14 protein-coding genes are annotated in these 15522 nt (G+C 52.7%); all 14 read left to right on the top strand.

Annotation, left to right across the window (positions count from 1 at the left end; all coding sequences use genetic code 11):
* The gene (gene tssF, locus ACLHV8_RS12165; RefSeq protein WP_049008631.1) at nucleotides 1–1872 is read left to right on the top strand and encodes a type VI secretion system baseplate subunit TssF; all 1872 of its coding nucleotides are present in this window, start codon (nucleotides 1–3) and stop codon (nucleotides 1870–1872) included.
* Nucleotides 1869–2912, top strand: a complete 1044-nt coding sequence (gene tssG / locus ACLHV8_RS12160) for a type VI secretion system baseplate subunit TssG (protein WP_208595202.1) — start codon at nucleotides 1869–1871, stop codon at nucleotides 2910–2912. The genes tssF and tssG overlap by 4 nt, the downstream gene beginning before the upstream one ends.
* 34 nt (nucleotides 2913–2946) lie before the next feature.
* Nucleotides 2947–5562 carry a type VI secretion system ATPase TssH gene (gene tssH, locus ACLHV8_RS12155; protein WP_128347560.1) on the top strand — a complete coding sequence of 872 codons (2616 nt, stop codon included), beginning with the start codon at nucleotides 2947–2949 and terminating at the stop codon, nucleotides 5560–5562.
* Between the two features lie 24 nt (nucleotides 5563–5586).
* Nucleotides 5587–7020 carry a serine/threonine protein kinase gene (locus ACLHV8_RS12150; RefSeq protein WP_208595200.1) on the top strand — a complete coding sequence of 478 codons (1434 nt, stop codon included), beginning with the start codon at nucleotides 5587–5589 and terminating at the stop codon, nucleotides 7018–7020.
* Nucleotides 7021–7056: 36 nt separating this feature from the next.
* Entirely contained in the window at nucleotides 7057–8526 is a 1470-nt protein-coding gene (locus ACLHV8_RS12145) for a phospholipase (RefSeq protein WP_410376893.1), read from the top strand.
* A gap of 23 nt (nucleotides 8527–8549) precedes the next feature.
* A complete protein-coding gene (locus ACLHV8_RS12140; protein ID WP_244250161.1) occupies nucleotides 8550–9284 on the top strand; it encodes an ankyrin repeat domain-containing protein in 735 nt (244 codons plus the stop codon).
* Between the two features lie 14 nt (nucleotides 9285–9298).
* A complete protein-coding gene (locus tag ACLHV8_RS12135) occupies nucleotides 9299–9748 on the top strand; it encodes a hypothetical protein (protein WP_049004890.1) in 450 nt (149 codons plus the stop codon).
* 31 nt (nucleotides 9749–9779) lie between these two features.
* Nucleotides 9780–10535 carry an ankyrin repeat domain-containing protein gene (locus ACLHV8_RS12130; RefSeq protein ID WP_208595198.1) on the top strand — a complete coding sequence of 252 codons (756 nt, stop codon included), beginning with the start codon at nucleotides 9780–9782 and terminating at the stop codon, nucleotides 10533–10535.
* A 14-nt stretch (nucleotides 10536–10549) separates the two neighbouring features.
* Entirely contained in the window at nucleotides 10550–11317 is a 768-nt protein-coding gene (locus ACLHV8_RS12125) for an ankyrin repeat domain-containing protein (RefSeq protein ID WP_208595197.1), read from the top strand.
* Nucleotides 11314–11754, top strand: coding sequence for a hypothetical protein (locus tag ACLHV8_RS12120; protein ID WP_208595196.1), 441 nt, complete (start codon nucleotides 11314–11316; stop codon nucleotides 11752–11754). Before ACLHV8_RS12125 ends, ACLHV8_RS12120 begins: the two co-directional genes overlap by 4 nt.
* 98 nt (nucleotides 11755–11852) lie before the next feature.
* Nucleotides 11853–13775 carry a type VI secretion system Vgr family protein gene (locus tag ACLHV8_RS12115; RefSeq protein ID WP_049005141.1) on the top strand — a complete coding sequence of 641 codons (1923 nt, stop codon included), beginning with the start codon at nucleotides 11853–11855 and terminating at the stop codon, nucleotides 13773–13775.
* 162 nt (nucleotides 13776–13937) lie between these two features.
* Nucleotides 13938–14483 carry a hypothetical protein gene (locus tag ACLHV8_RS12110; RefSeq protein WP_247171576.1) on the top strand — a complete coding sequence of 182 codons (546 nt, stop codon included), beginning with the start codon at nucleotides 13938–13940 and terminating at the stop codon, nucleotides 14481–14483.
* Between the two features lie 2 nt (nucleotides 14484–14485).
* Entirely contained in the window at nucleotides 14486–14926 is a 441-nt protein-coding gene (locus ACLHV8_RS12105; protein WP_244250158.1) for a hypothetical protein, read from the top strand.
* Between the two features lie 153 nt (nucleotides 14927–15079).
* On the top strand, nucleotides 15080–15520 hold the full coding sequence (locus ACLHV8_RS12100; RefSeq protein ID WP_208595194.1) for a DcrB-related protein: 441 nt from the start codon (nucleotides 15080–15082) through the stop codon (nucleotides 15518–15520).
* The last annotated feature ends 2 nt before the right edge of the window (nucleotides 15521–15522 follow it).

Raw genomic sequence — 15522 nt, 5'->3', positions numbered from 1 at the left:
ATGGAAAGTAAACTGCTCGAATACTACAACCGTGAACTGGCCTACCTGCGTGAAATGGGGGCCGAATTTGCAGAACGCTACCCTAAAGTCGCCGGACGGCTGGGCATGCGCGGCATCGAGGTTGCGGATCCGTATACCGAACGTCTGATGGAGGGCTTTGCCTTCCTGACGTCCCGCGTGCAGATGAAAATGGATGCGGAGTTTCCGCGTTTCTCTCAGCGCCTGCTGGAGATGATTGCGCCGAACTATCTCGCCCCGACCCCCTCAATGGCGATTGCTGAAATCCAGCCAGACAGTAGCCGGGGCGATCTGAGCAAAGGTTTTATCGTGCCGCGCGGCACTATGATGGACAGCCTGGCGCTGAAAAAAACCGGCGTGACCTGCAGCTATACCACTGCGCACGAGGTCAACCTGCTGCCGCTGAAAATCGAGAAAGTCGAACTGGGCGGGGTGCCTGCTGACCTGCCGCTGGCGCAGCTGGGCCTGAGCCAACGGGGGATCAACAGCGCGTTACGGATCCGCATCGCCTGCGACGGCCCGCAAAACCTCGGTCACCTGGATTTCGACCGTCTGGAATTTTTCCTCGGCGGTCCTGACATTGAAGCGCTGAAGCTGCTGGAGCTGGTGATGGAGCACCACGCCGGGATCGTCTGCCAGACGGTCAGCCCGCAGCCGCAGCGACAACTGCTGGCATCTGACGCTTTGCGTCAGGAGGGCTTTGAACCGGATCAGGCGCTGCTCCCGGACGATCTGCGTAACTTTGACGGTTATCGCCTGTTGCAGGAGTATTTTGCTTTTCCGGCACGTTTCCGCTTCATCAGCCTGAGCGGTCTGAGCAGGCTTATTGAGCGCAGCGAAGACGAAAAAGCCTTTGATATTTTCATCCTGCTGGATAAGTCGGATGAGCAACTGGAGCGCGTCGTTGATGCCAGTCATCTGGCGTTGCACTGTACGCCGGTGATCAATCTGTTCCCGAAAGTGGCGGCGCGACAAAAGCTCAACGACGGTCAGCATGAATACCATCTGGTGGTGGATAACATCCGTCCGCTGGATTATGAAATTTACGCGGTGAATAAAATCTTCGGCAGCGCCGACGGCCAGCGTGACGACCAGACGTTTCGTCCTTTCTGGAGTACCTGGAGCGGCGATGCGGGCAATTACGGTGCCTATTTTTCTCAGCGCCGGGAACAGCGCGTGCTCTCAGAACATGCTCTGCGGTACGGCACCCGTACCGGTTATATCGGTTCGGAGGTCTTTGTTTCGCTGGTGGATGAACAGCATGCACCCTGGCAGGAAAACCTGCGCTACATCTCCGCCGAGGTGTTGTGCACCAGCCGCGATCTGCCGCTGATGCTGCAGCAGGAGCTCGGGCAGTTCATTATGGCCGACTCCATGCCGGTGAAATCCCTTACCTTGCGTAAAGGCCCAACGCCACCGCGTCCGGCGCTGGCCGAAGGGTTCAGTACCTGGCGGCTTATCAGTCAGTTGCAGATGAACTACCTCAGCCTGATGGACAGCGAAAATGAAGAGGGCGCGGCGGCGCTGCGTCAGCTGTTAGGGCTGTATGCAAACCTGGCAGAAACGCCCGTTGCGCGTCAGGTCGAAGGGGTTCGCCACTGCGTGCTGGAACCCGTTCACCGTCGTGTTCCTGAACCCGGTCCGGTCGTTTTCGCCCGTGGGATCGGTATTACCCTGACGGTGGATGAGCGGGCGTTTTCCGGTGCCAGCCCCTGGCTTTTTGGCAGCGTGCTGGAGCGCCTGTTTGCCCGGCTGGTGTCGATCAACAGCTTCACCGAGTTCACCCTGCAAAGTCAGCAGCGCGGCGAGATCGGCTACTGGGCTCCGCGGATGGGTAAAAGGGCGCTGCTATGAGTGACGTTGCTGTCGCACCGCTGCGCGTCCAGCGCCTGACGCCGTTGTCGGATACGTTCTGGCATGGCGTTCGCGAGACCCCGTGGCGCTACGATCTGTTCCAGCTGTTAAGGCGTATTGATGCTCAGGGCGGCGAGCGCTACCCGCTGGGACGCGCGCCACTGCCAAAGTTTGAGCCGTTACGCATCGGTCAGCAGCCGTCGATGAGTTTTGCGCCGTCGACGGTGGCACAGGCCGGCCTGCGGGAGGAAAGCGGGCTGCATGAGGTGTCTATCCTCAGCTTCGGCCTGTTTGGCCCTAACGGCCCGCTGCCGGTACACATGACCGAGTACGCCCGCGAGCGTATTCATCATCACCAGGACACCAGCCTGAGCGCGTTTGCCGATCTGTTCCATCATCGTCTGACGTTGCTGTTTTATCGCGCGTGGGCGGATGCGCAGCCTGCAGTCTCTCTGGACCGCGCCGACAACAGGCGCTTTGAGGGGTATCTGGCGTCGCTGATTGGCATGGGACAGCCGGGCCAGATGGACAAAGGCAGCCTGAGCTCGCATGCACGCTTTACCCACGCCGGGCACCTGACCCGTCACGGGCGCGATCCCGAGGGGCTGGAGAAGATCCTGCGCAACTATTTTAAAGCGCCGGTCAAACTGATAAGCAACGTGCCCCAGTGGATGCCGCTTTCACCGCGTGAGCAGGCGCAGTTGGGCGAAGGACGTCGTTTGCCTCGTCTGGGCGAATCTGCGTTTCTCGGCGTTGCCGTCCGCGACGTGCAGCACAAGTTTCGCATCGACATTGGCCCGCTGAGCGCGGAGGAGTACAACCGTTTTCTGCCGGGCGAAGCGTGGGTCACCGAGCTGCGCGACTGGGTGCGCCAGTATCTTGGGGTGGAGTTTGAATGGGAAACACGGGTGATCCTGCGTGAAGACGCCGTGCAGGGCACCACGCTCGGCAGCGCCGGGCGATTAGGCTATAACACCTGGCTGGGACTTCAGCCGCAGCCTGTCCCGCGTGGCGACCTGGTGTATTGCGCAGAGCGATAATTTTTCTAACGCATTGTTATCAACGGAACCGAACATGTCAGAAATTAGCCGTGCCGTGCTTTTCGGCAAACTGGATACGCTGTTATTTACCTCTCTGGAAAGCGCCACTGCGTTCTGCAAGCTGCGCGGCAACCCCTATGTTGAGCTGGTGCACTGGCTGCATCAGCTGATGCAGCAGCAGGATGGCGATCTGCAGCAGGTCATCCGCCACTTTGGTCTCGACGAACAGCAACTGACGCGTGATATCGTGGCCGCGCTGGACGCACTTCCGCGCGGCGCGAGCTCCGTTTCCGATCTCTCCGAACATATCGACAGCGCTGTGGAGCGCGCCTGGGTGTTCGGCTCGCTGAAGTTTGGCGTCAGCCGTATTCGTGGCGGGCATTTGCTGATCGGCATACTGAAAACCTGGAATCTGGCTAACGTGCTGAAAAGCATCTCTGCGCAGTTTACTCGTCTGAATGTCGAGGTGTTGATTGAGCAGTTCGACGCTATTTGCGCCAACAGCAAAGAGACGCAGCAGGCTGCTGCCGCGGCGGATGTGCCAGCCGGTGCAGTACCGGCTGCACAGGGCACGCTGGCCCAGTATGGTCAGGACCTGACTGCGCGTGCCCGTGAAGGGAAAATTGATCCGGTGGTCGGGCGTGATGAAGAGATCCGCCAGATGGTCGACATTCTGATGCGCCGCCGTCAGAACAATCCGCTGCTGACCGGAGAAGCCGGGGTCGGGAAAACGGCCGTGGTGGAAGGACTGGCGTTGCGTATCGCCGACGGCGACGTGCCGGAACCGCTGCAAAATATTCAACTCTGGCTGCTGGATATCGGCATGCTACAGGCCGGTGCAGGCATGAAAGGTGAGTTCGAAGCACGTCTGCAGGCATTAATCAATGAAGTGCAGTCCAGCGCCACGCCGATCATTCTGTTCATTGATGAGATCCACACTCTGATTGGCGCAGGTGGCCAGCAGGGGACCGGTGATGCGGCAAACCTGCTGAAGCCTGCCCTGGCTCGCGGGCAACTGCGTACCATTGGGGCCACGACCTGGGCGGAGTACAAAAAATACATTGAGAAAGATCCGGCGCTGACCCGTCGTTTCCAGACGGTACAGGTTCACGAGCCGGATGAAGCCAAAGCCATTCTGATGCTGCGCAGCACCGTCTCGCCGCTGGAGACCCATCACCAGGTCCTGTTGCTGGACGAAGCGGTCAGCGCGGCGGTGAAGCTGTCGCATCGCTACATTCCGGCACGTCAGCTACCGGATAAAGCTGTTGCGTTGCTTGATACCGCCTGTGCCCGCGTCGCGGTCAGCCAGAGCGCGCCACCTGCGCAGTTGGAAGACTGCCTGCGCCACCTTGCCGCGCTGGACGTGGAAATTGAGATAGCGGAACGCGAAGCCCGCGTGGGGGCAGGTGACGTCGATCGCGTGACGGCATTACTTGCAGATCGCGACGCGTATGAAACAAAACGCGAAGCCCTGGCCCAGCGTTGGGAAGATGAACGCAGCCTGGTGCAGGAGATTATCCGCCTGCGTGCCGCGCTGTTTGCAGCGGGCGACGACGATAACGCTGAGCTTCGCCGCCAACTGGCGGAACAGCAGCAGGCGCTGAACGCCTTGCAGGGTGATGAACCGCTGCTGTTCGCGGCGGTGGATGAAAACGTGGTCGCTGCAGTGGTTTCTGACTGGACCGGCATCCCGCTGGGCCGGATGGTGAAAAACGAGATCGACGCGGTGCTGAACCTCGCCGACACGCTCAACCAGCGCGTTATTGGCCAGCGTCACGGTCTGGAGCTCATTGCCCGTCGCGTCAAAACCTCACGGGCGAAACTCGACGACCCGAACAAACCGGTCGGGGTCTTTATGCTGTGTGGCCCGTCTGGCGTCGGTAAAACCGAAACCGCACTGGCGCTCGCCGAATCGCTGTACGGCGGTGAACAGAACGTTATCACTATCAACATGAGTGAGTTCCAGGAAGCACACACCGTTTCCACCTTAAAAGGTGCGCCTCCGGGGTACGTAGGGTATGGTGAAGGCGGGGTGTTAACCGAGGCGGTCCGCCGTCGTCCGTACAGCGTGGTGTTGCTGGATGAAATTGAAAAAGCGCACCCGGACGTACACGAGATTTTCTTCCAGGTCTTCGATAAAGGCTGGATGGAAGACGGCGAGGGTCGCCACATTGATTTCCGTAACACCATAATTATTCTGACGTCTAACGTTGGCACCGATCTGATCAGCGCCATGTGTGCCGATCCGGATCTGATGCCGGAGCCAGACGCCCTGAGCGGCGCGCTTCGCCAGCCACTGCTGGAAGTATTCCCGCCAGCGCTGCTGGGCCGCTTGCTGGTGGTGCCGTACTACCCGCTCAGTGACGAGATGCTGGGGCTGATTGTTCGCCTGCAGCTCAAGCGCATTCAGCGTCGTCTGGAAGAGAATCACAGCATTATTTCTGAGTTTGACGACAGCGTAGTGGAACAAATTGTTCAGCGCTGTACCGAGGTGGAGTCTGGTGGTCGCATGGTGGACGCTATCCTGACCAATACCCTGCTGCCTCAGATGAGCCAGATCTTACTTACCGCCAGCCGCAGCGACGAGCAGTACCGACGTCTGCATGTCACCTGCGAGCAGGGCGAGTTTCACTGTCAGTTTGCCGCGTAATAATCATCAAGAGAACTGTAAAAGATGACGGATAATGATAACAATCGGACTGTTCCAAACGCGCTCCCGGTCGGGTATCGCTTCAACGAGTTTGAAATCAAAGAGGTGATCGGCGGCGGTGGATTCGGCATCGTCTATCGCGCGTGGGATCATCAGCTCGAACGCACTATCGCTATCAAAGAATTTATGCCTTCTTCGCTCGCCGTGCGTGGCGATGACATGACCCTCGTGCTGCGCAGTGAGCGCTTTGGCAAAGCCTTTTCCGCAGGCCTGAATAGCTTTATTCAGGAGGCTCGTCTGCTGGCGCGTTTTAACCACCCGAACCTGCTGCACGTCCTGCGTTTTTGGGTACAAAACGACACGGCCTATATGGGGACGCTGTTTTACAGCGGTACCACGCTTTCTCGCCTGCGTGAAGAAAAGCCGGAGCTGATTAACGAGGCCTGGATCCGTCGTACGCTGCCGATGCTGTTTGGCGCGATTAAGACCATCCATGACGAAGGCTATCTGCACCGCGACATCTCCCTGGATAACATTCAAATTCAGGAGAACGGTCTGCCGGTACTGCTCGATTTCGGCTCCGCACGTCGCACCATTGGTAACCTTTCTGACGAAACGGAAACCATGTTGCGCCCGGGTTTTGCGCCCATTGAGCAGTACACCGACGACAACGAAAGCGAGCAGGGCCCGTGGACAGATATTTATGCCCTCGGTGCGGTGTTGCGTACGCTAATCGTGGGTTCACCGCCGCCAGTCAGCGTGGTGCGTTCGATCCAGGACACCTGCAAACCGCTGGTCGAGTTGATGCCGCTGGGCTATTCCATTCCACTGCTGCAGGCCATTGACCGCGCGCTGTCGCTGCACATGGAAGACCGTCCGCAGTCCATCGACGAGTTTGCCGCGCTGATTGAGATGCCGGTCGCCGGTATCAACGACGTGCTGACGGCGAAAAAACCTGGCACGATGCTGGTTCCGGTGGAAGAGGAAAAACCGGCTTCTGTACTCGACTGGCGTCGCTACAAGATCCCTGGGATGGTTGCCGCAGGTGTGCTGGTAGGTGTTGTCGCCGGAGCGATGCTGTTTAGCGGCGGCCATGATGCGCCGGAGCAGGCCGCACAAGCGCCGGAAGCGTCTCGCCCGACGGAAACCGCATCTAACGCGCCAGAAGTAAAACCTGAAACCGAGAAGGTGAGCGAGCCAGCGGCAACGCCTGAGACCGCGCAACCGAGCCCGCCACCGGTTGAAGCCAGCCCGATTGCCCTGGTTTACATTCGCATTCTTGATGGCGAGACGTTGAAAGTGAACGGCGAGACAAAAGCGCTGCGTCCGGCGACCAACGGTTATGCATCGCTGAAATTGCCGGCGGGTGAGATCAGAATTGAACTGGAAGGGAATGGAAGAACCCGTACCCAGACGCTGGATATTGCGAAGCCTGGCACCTGGCTGGTGAATCCATAAGTAAGGTAGACAGGGACAGGTAACAGGACGGAGCGAATGTATAACATTAAGTTTGTCTATCTTTTCAACGAGAATGTCTCGCCAGCGCTTTTTGCGAAAATTACCCGCCCGTCCGTTGCCGGGCAGTGGATTATGTCGGTTCCTGACAATTCGCTGCGCTCCCTGTTCACACGCTACGATTTGCTGCACGCCATCACTGGCGCGAATCCTTATCAGTCAGGGCGTGATACCCGTAAGCTGATTGTGCAGGATCTTGATATGGGCAGGGTCGTTGCTATCGACGAGAGCTATCGCAACTGGTCGTCGGTGACGGAGATGTTTTATATCAATGCCGATGGCCGTCTGCAGGCCGCCTCGTTGAACGGTCTGGGCTGGTACCCGGTAAGTACCATTGTCGATCGTTACGAAACGATGGTGCGAACCTATGGTTCTCGCCCTGCGCCAACAGTGCTGCCGAAGCAGGTTGTGAAATCCAAAACGGCACAGATGCCGGATAAGCCGACACCGGGCAAAGACGGTAAAACCTACGCGGCGCAACTGCAGGAGATGACCAAGGCAGAGCGTTGGCAGGCACGTAAGGATCTGATTGCGAAGGGAAGCAACAGTCTCTACCCGGATGCGCAGATCGCGGCTAAACGGTTAGCGGCGAATAATATTGCCGTGGAGAAAGCGAAGTTTGCGGAAAATGTTTATAAGACCGTAAACCCGCTGGAATCAACGCCGGGCGTGCCGGAGGGGTGGAAGGATATTAGTAATGATAATGCGATGTTGAATAAATTTTATCTCTCGAACGATATGCTTTACGACAAAAAAGTCGGTCCCGACTTTCTGGCGCGCGTCTATCAACCTGACCCTGATATTTTTGGTAATGATATGAACCCTACCTTGGTATTTAGGGGGTCCCGGGCGCCGGAAATTACATCCAAGGAAGAGATAATTTCTTGGATGAAGGGGGATGAAGGTGCACAATTAATTAAAAATGGGGAAGACTGGAAAAATAATTTTTCGCAGGGTGCTGGAATGAGTGCGGAATATTATAGGAAGGCAGTATTGATTGGTAATAGACTGGCAAGGTCTGGTCAGAATATTGATATTGCTGGGCACTCATTAGGTGGTGGAATGGCTTCCGCAACTTCAATTGCTGGTGGTAAAGCTGGATGGACTTTTAATGCTGCCGGGCTAAATAGTAGTACCGTAAAAAAATATGGCGGCAAGATTGTTGGAAGTCCGGATAACATTCAGGCCTATCGGGTTAAAGGAGAACTCTTGACGAAGCTTCAGGAGGTTAATCCATTAGAGGATATTCAGATAATGAAAGAATATGGACCTGGAAGTTTCCTGCTTAAGGAAGAACTTTCTGCGATGCTTCCAAACGCTGCTGGAATACCTCACGATTTACCCGGTGGTGTGGGTGGAGCATTTGACAAGCATGGGATCAATCAAGCTATTGATTGTATAGAACAACAAAAAGACGAAGACATTTCGATTATCAGGAGTCGTTTGTGAAGACGTATGTTTTAACAAGCCTGATGTTTATTTTTATTTTCACGGTTCAGGGGTGTAAGCCAAATATGGATTTAAAACCACAGGATTACTTCAACGGAGATCAGCTTACTTTGGCGAAGGCTATTGAAAGTGGCAAGTTCGAAGAAGTTAACAAACTTGCCCCAAAAACCGAGCTCAACAAACCAGGGCAACATGATATGACTCTGCTGTTCTGGGCTGTTGGATGCTCAATAAACGATCGAAATTCTGTCTCGAAATTAAAAATAATAACTGATCTGGTAAAGAGTGGAGCGGATCCACTCCAGCAAACTCAGAAAGGTGATAGCAGCCCGGCTGAATTTGTTCTGAAAAGTGATAATGGTGAATGGATAAAAGCAATGTTAGATGGTGGCTTATCGACAGATGCTAAAGATAAGACTTTCAATAAGCCAATAATATTCAACACGCTTGAAGCAAAAAATACCAGGACACTAAAGGTCATGATTGACAGAGGAGCAAATATCAACGTCACCGACTCGCTCGGAGATACTTTACTAATGTATGCAATGGATTACGGTAAATACGAGCATGTACTGTTATTACTGGATAGTGGTGCAGATCCTACAATTCCTGGCAAAGGTGGCTGGACTTTAGGTAATCAACTTGAGCGTCTTTTAACTGATACAAAAGAAGATGACGAGCACTATCAAATCCTAAATAAGATAAAAGAAGAATTAATTAAGCACGGCGGTAAATGGCCACCTGCGCCAGTAAAATAAGAGATGAGCAGGATATGACTGGAAAAGATAAGGTGTTCTTTTTCTGGGGGGGTATGGATATTCTTGCCATCATACTCTATTGTGTTAACTCAGTACGAATGGGAAGAATACCTGTCATTTCGGATGCCCAATCATTTATTGATCTATGGTATGCACACAACGCTGTAGTACCAGGCATATTCGTAATGATCCTTTTTATACTGGATCTGGGACTTCTGCTTTCTTTTGTTGTCTCAGCAATTCTTTTCTTTAAACGGAAGCACTGGGCAGTTAAGTTGGCTCTGTTTCAAGAAGTTTTTCGATTGATATCATTCCGTTGTTCCCTTTCATTATTCCCGTTGCTGGTGGGCGTTACTGGTATCTCGAATGTTTGGGTTAACCTTATTTTATTCATAATCTCCGAAACGCTAAAATTGTACTCCCTAAAATATTATAAATATGTGCAGAAGGGAGTTTCTGCGTAAAATAGTGCTTTTATCAAGCATTGAGGGGCGAATGATTCTTCGAAATTTTTTCGTGTTAGTAATAGTAATCCTTTTACCAGGGTGCAATTGGGATGTAGAGATGGGCCCCCGGGATTATTTCAGTGGTTCACAACTTATTCTGGCTGAGGCAATTGAGCGTGGCGATACGAGTCATGTAAAAAAACTTGTGGCAACAACTGAACTCAACAAACCTGGTAAAGAGGACATGACGCTGCTCTTTTGGGCATTAGGCAATACAATGTATGAAAAGAAGACTGCTAATCGACTAAAGATTGTAACCCTTTTAGTCAAGGCGGGGGCGGATCCACTCCAGCCACGTTCTAAAGGTAAAAGTAGTCCTGCAGAGTTTGTCCTCATGGCCGATAGCGGTGTATGGATTGAAGCGCTGCTTGATGGTGGATTGTCGCCTAATGCAAAGGATAAAACATTTGATAAGCCAATTGTTTTCCAGTCAATAAAGGCTAAAAATACTGAAACGTTAAAAGTAATGTTGGATTATGGTGCAGATATAAACACAGTTAACTCGTTAGGCAGTACGCTGCTATTTGAAGTCTTGAATTATCATGCGTATGATCACGTTTTCCTTTTATTAGAGCGTGGCGCTGACCCTGAGATTAGGGCCGATAATGGATGGACGATGGTAAATCAATTGCAGAGACTGCTTAATGTGGAAGAAAAAGATAGTGATGAATATAAGATGTTAATAAAAATAAAAGATGCTGTCGTTGCGCATGGCGGGAAGTGGCCGCCTGCACCGGTTAAATAGGCAACATAAAGAACATGAATCTCACCGCTCGTCTAATACTGATTTTCATCCTTCTGTTACAGGGATGTAGACAGAATACAGATCAAAATCCACAAGACTACTTCAGCGGTCAGCAACTTGTTCTGGCTCAGGCTATTGAGAGCGGCAAGATAGATGAAGTTAAAAAACACCTAACGGGAACCGATCTCAACAAGCCTGGTCAGCGTGATATGACGTTGCTCTTTTGGGCGCTGATGAATACGCTCTATGATAAGAAAACGCAACCGCGCCTACAGATTGTTACGGAACTGATAAGGGCTGGGGCCGACCCGCTTCAACCAAGGCCTAATGGAAAAAGTAGCCCGGCAGAATTTGTTCTTATGGCGGACAGTGGTGACTGGATAAAGGCGATGCTGGATGGTGGATTATCACCCGTTGCTGAAGACAAGACATTTCATGAACCCATAATATTTGAAACCATCAAAGCTCAAACTACTGACACTCTCGTTGTTATGTTAGATCGGGGGGCTGACATTAACGTCACCGACTCACTTAATAGCTCATTATTGTTTGAAGCCTTAAATTACCATGCTTATGAGCACGTCATGCTACTATTGAATCGTGGTGCTGATACTGAAATCAAAGCCAAGAATGGCTGGACGGTGAGTAATCAACTTCAACGTTATCTGGATAGGGCTAAAAAAGACAGCGACGAGTATAAAGACCTTATTGCTATTAAAGAATCACTTATTCGACATGGTGGTAAGTGGCCACCAGATCCGGTCAAAAGAGGGTTTGAGTGAATATAACCGCGAAAAATAAAATATTCTATTTCTGGGGCATTATGGATGTCATTGGTATTGTGTTTTATTCAATTGGCCCATACCACTTGCTTCAGTCATGGTGGGATTCTACAGGCGGAAACTTTGGTGTCATTATCTTTATGCTGATAGCAGGAGGGGTAAACGGTTTATTGGCGGGGCTTTTTTACCTCGTTTACCTTCTGTGGCCGGTTTCATTATGCTTCTCTGCCTGGTTTTTTTTCACAACGCACCGATATGCCGTCCGGTTTGCTCTGGCGCAGGAAGTACTACGCCTGCTCACCATGAGTTGTTCGGTGACCTTGTTCCCAATGATTATAGTCGGTCTGGGAAAGAGTGTTATCCCTCTCAATATCACGCTGTTTGTTTTTTCTGAAATAGTGAAAATTGGTTCGCTCATATTTGTAATGAAAAAATAGTGTTCTGTGAATATCAAGTCTGATTCAGAATAGTCATTATCATCGTACGTTTATTGCCGTAATTATCTACATCGCATAAGCCATATGGATTAACGATTATGCTCAACCGAATTACCGTTCAGCTCCCGGTCGAGGGGCTTCTTTTCTGGAAACTTTCTGGCCGCGAGGCGATGTCCGAATCGTTCGCCCTGACGCTGACGCTGCTCGGCACGGATGCGCGCATTGACCGCAGTAAACTGCTGGGGCAGCCGGTCACGGTCACCATTCCGACGCAGAATCTGCTCACTTCCCGCTACATCAACGGCAAAGTCACACGGGTGGGGGTCAGCGCCGTGGAACTGACGGGCACCCGCTATGCGGTCTATCAGTTAACGGTAGAGCCAGATTTGTGGCCGATGAAACGTGACCGCAACCTGCGAATCTTCCAGGGCCAGACGGTGCCACAGATTGTGAAAACCCTGCTGGGTGAGCATCAGGTCAACGTTGAGGATAAACTCACCGGCAGCTACCGGGTGTGGGATTACTGCGTGCAGTATCAGGAGTCCAGTCTGGACTTCATCAGCCGTCTGATGGAGCTGGAAGGGATTGCGTATCACTTTAATCACGAAGCGGACAAACATACGCTGGTGCTGACCGACGCCGCGACGCAGCATCAGCCGTTCAGTGGCTATGAGGTCATTCCTTACCACCAGACTCCGTCCGGCGGCAGTACGGACGAAGAGGGAATCAGCCAGTGGGCGCTGGAAGACAGCGTCACGCCGGGGATTTACAGCCTCGACGATTATGACTTCCGCAAGCCGAATGCGTGGTTGTTCCAGGCTCAGCAGAACCCCGCGTCACCGAAACCGGGCAGCATCGACGTTTACGACTGGCCGGGTCGCTTTGTAGAGACAGGGCATGCGGAGTTCTATGCCCGTATACGCCAGGAGCGCTGGCAGGTGGAGCATCAGCAGATTCAGGCCACCGCGACGGCGGCAGGAATTGCGCCAGGCCACACCTTCACGTTAACCAACGCGCCGTTCTTCAGCGATAACGGTGAGTATCTGGTGACGGCCGCCGGTTACCACCTCGAAGAGAACCGCTATGCCAGCGGCGAGGGGGAAACCATTCACCGTACCGATTTCACGGTCATCCCGTCGGCGGTGGTCTACCGTCCATTGCAGTCCACGGCATGGCCACGCACCTACGGGCCGCAGACCGCGAAAGTGGTGGGACCGCAGGGGGAAAGTATCTGGACGGATAAATATGGCCGCGTGAAGGTGAAATTCCACTGGGACCGTCTGGCGAAGGGCGATGACACCAGCTCCTGCTGGGTACGCGTGTCGAGCGCGTGGGCGGGCCAGGGCTACGGCGGGGTACAAATCCCGCGCGTCGGCGATGAGGTGGTGGTGGACTTTATCAACGGCGACCCGGACCGTCCGATTATTACCGGCCGCGTGTATAACGACGCGAGCATGCCGCCGTGGGCGCTACCGGCTGCGGCTACGCAGATGGGCTTTATGAGCCGCACGAAAGACGGTTCCGTCGACAACGCAAACGCTCTGCGCTTTGAGGACAAAGCAGGTGCAGAGCAGGTGTGGATCCAGGCCGAGCGCAATATGGATACCAGCGTTAAAAACGATGAAACGCACAGCGTCGGCGGGGAGCGCAGCCATTATGTTAAGAAAAATGAATTGCATCGGGTGGAAGCAAACCAAATCCAGGCCGTAAAAGGCGGAACCGAAATCCTGACGGGTAAAGGCAAGCTGGATGCGGCGGTAGAGCAGTATGTCATTGCTTCCGGGACGAAGCTGCGGCTGGTCTCAGGTGAAAGCGCTATTGAGCTGAATGCTAACGGCAAGATTAACCTGATCGGCAAAGAGTTTAACTTCTTTGTTGAGGGCGATGGTTATATCACCACAGGCGGTAAGCTGCATCTGAATACCTCCGGTACAAATCCAGGTACCACGGCACCGGGAGCGGGACATAAAGGGGATATTGATGCGGCGGTGCAGGAGAAATTTACGACCAAAGGTGAGTAAGGCAGGAGCGGTGCTTGCCGCTCACTTAAAACGTTATCCGTTATGAATCTGAGTGCTGCACCGCTTCGGTTTCACCATGAAAAAACCTGACTCTCTTGCTTTAGTCTTCATTTTTCACCAGTGGTGAGAAACGCAATACACATTCCTTAAATGACAAATAACGTGAAAAAGTGCATCCCGACATATCTCTGCTGTGCCCTGATGTTGACCTGTCTGAGCAGCTATGAGGTATTGGCTCAACAAGTTTTAGTAAAACAGGATTTTTCTGTGCAGGTAAAAGACCATACTGTCGCATTGGGCGACAGGTGGACTCATGACGTTGCGTGTAAAATCGAGGTGCCGGTTGAAGGGAATTTTGTTGGTGAGGTTCCTTTTGACGGAACCAATTATAAATTCTACCAGCATCAAAGGGCTGGGTTAGAAATATTCAGTTCCAATCTCTGGTGGGATAAAGCGGAAAGACGCGTTGATGATTATATCGTGTCGCAGATTACGCTGACGGTAGCGGATATCAAAACGCCGCGTGGTATCCATGTGGGTTCAACGACGACGGAACTGAATAAAGCATACGGTGAGGGTCTGGTCGAAAATGATTCCGGGGAACGGTGGGTTTCCTATGAATTGGGTAAGAAATTGCTCTCTTTTGAGATTAAAGACAGCAAGATCGCAAAAATAACAATGAATTACGATAATGGTACTTCAGAGTGATTATGACCAGAAAATATTTGGCAGCTGCCTTGCTCGCAGCTTTATTGACTGGCACTGTTGAACCGTCATTTGCACTTGAATTATCACAGTACAATAACCTCGATACGGTAAGTCGCATCGTTGACGACAGTGCAGTGACAGACAATCTCAGGAAGGCGCTGGGCCGAGATTATGAGACGTTTATTGATAACTTTGATGTCTTTGGTGAACCGCATACCACCCCAGGTGGCGGATTGTTTGTTGAAGGCTGGCTAAAAGATCTTTATCAGGAGAACGCATCAGCTCTGGTCATCAATCCTGACGGCAAAATCTTTGCGGCCTGGGTGGTTCCGGAGTCGGACGTTATACAATATCGGTCATCTGATAATAGTCCGGATATTCATGCCGATATTCAGCAATGGGCCGCCAGATTTAATACGATGCATTTCGCAATGATGAACTAATCAAGATTATGCACCGTAAAATTTATTGTCAGCAAAGGCAGCCATATTTTAGTCGACCAGTCAGGTCATTGGCTTACAAAATAAAATAGCCAGCCAACAGGCCAGCGTGGATTGGCCATTCCTCTCTCAATAGTCATCATCCCGAGTTCACTTATGAAATACATCCTTCAGGAAGGCTCATTTTCCCTATTCCCTGCTGCCTGGCAGGATAACAGCATGAACATTATTCGTGATGACGAAAGTGGGTTGTCCGTGGTGGTCAGCCGCGGCGTTATCCCGGATGGCAGCGACTACGAACAAGAGTTCCACCGCCAGTGGGATGCGCTGCGTCCTCAGATGGGTGAGATTGCCCAGAGCGAATTCCGCAACGTAAAAGCGGGTCCTGACGGAAAAATTAACGGGCTGGAAGTCGAGACCACCTTTGACCGTAATGGCCAGCGCCTGTGGCAAAAACAGCTGGCCGTTCAGACACCGGGCAAACCGGTATTGATGATTTTTACCCTCTCGGCACTCAGAGCCTTCACCGAAGAGGACGAGGTGCGCTGGAGCGCGCTTAAGCAGAGTCTGACGCTAAACGACAACCGGAATGTGTAAGG

This window comes from Enterobacter sp. CPE_E863 (assembly GCF_046521465.1).
Classification (GTDB): domain Bacteria; phylum Pseudomonadota; class Gammaproteobacteria; order Enterobacterales; family Enterobacteriaceae; genus Enterobacter; species Enterobacter adelaidei.
The sequence above is the reverse complement of the archived record's forward strand: the minus strand, read 5'-3'. Positions and strand labels throughout refer to the sequence as shown.

Bases quoted from the DNA above. Each gene is read 5' to 3' on its own strand.
- tssF (WP_049008631.1), top strand. From the start codon at position 1: ATGGAAAGTAAACTGCTCGAATACTACAACCGTGAACTGGCCTACCTG.
- tssG (WP_208595202.1), top strand. From the start codon at position 1,869: ATGAGTGACGTTGCTGTCGCACCGCTGCGCGTCCAGCGCCTGACGCCG.
- tssH (WP_128347560.1), top strand. From the start codon at position 2,947: ATGTCAGAAATTAGCCGTGCCGTGCTTTTCGGCAAACTGGATACGCTG.
- ACLHV8_RS12150 (WP_208595200.1), top strand. From the start codon at position 5,587: ATGACGGATAATGATAACAATCGGACTGTTCCAAACGCGCTCCCGGTC.
- ACLHV8_RS12145 (WP_410376893.1), top strand. From the start codon at position 7,057: ATGTATAACATTAAGTTTGTCTATCTTTTCAACGAGAATGTCTCGCCA.
- ACLHV8_RS12140 (WP_244250161.1), top strand. From the start codon at position 8,550: ATGTTTATTTTTATTTTCACGGTTCAGGGGTGTAAGCCAAATATGGAT.
- ACLHV8_RS12135 (WP_049004890.1), top strand. From the start codon at position 9,299: ATGACTGGAAAAGATAAGGTGTTCTTTTTCTGGGGGGGTATGGATATT.
- ACLHV8_RS12130 (WP_208595198.1), top strand. From the start codon at position 9,780: ATGATTCTTCGAAATTTTTTCGTGTTAGTAATAGTAATCCTTTTACCA.
- ACLHV8_RS12125 (WP_208595197.1), top strand. From the start codon at position 10,550: ATGAATCTCACCGCTCGTCTAATACTGATTTTCATCCTTCTGTTACAG.
- ACLHV8_RS12115 (WP_049005141.1), top strand. From the start codon at position 11,853: ATGCTCAACCGAATTACCGTTCAGCTCCCGGTCGAGGGGCTTCTTTTC.
- ACLHV8_RS12105 (WP_244250158.1), top strand. From the start codon at position 14,486: ATGACCAGAAAATATTTGGCAGCTGCCTTGCTCGCAGCTTTATTGACT.
- ACLHV8_RS12100 (WP_208595194.1), top strand. From the start codon at position 15,080: ATGAAATACATCCTTCAGGAAGGCTCATTTTCCCTATTCCCTGCTGCC.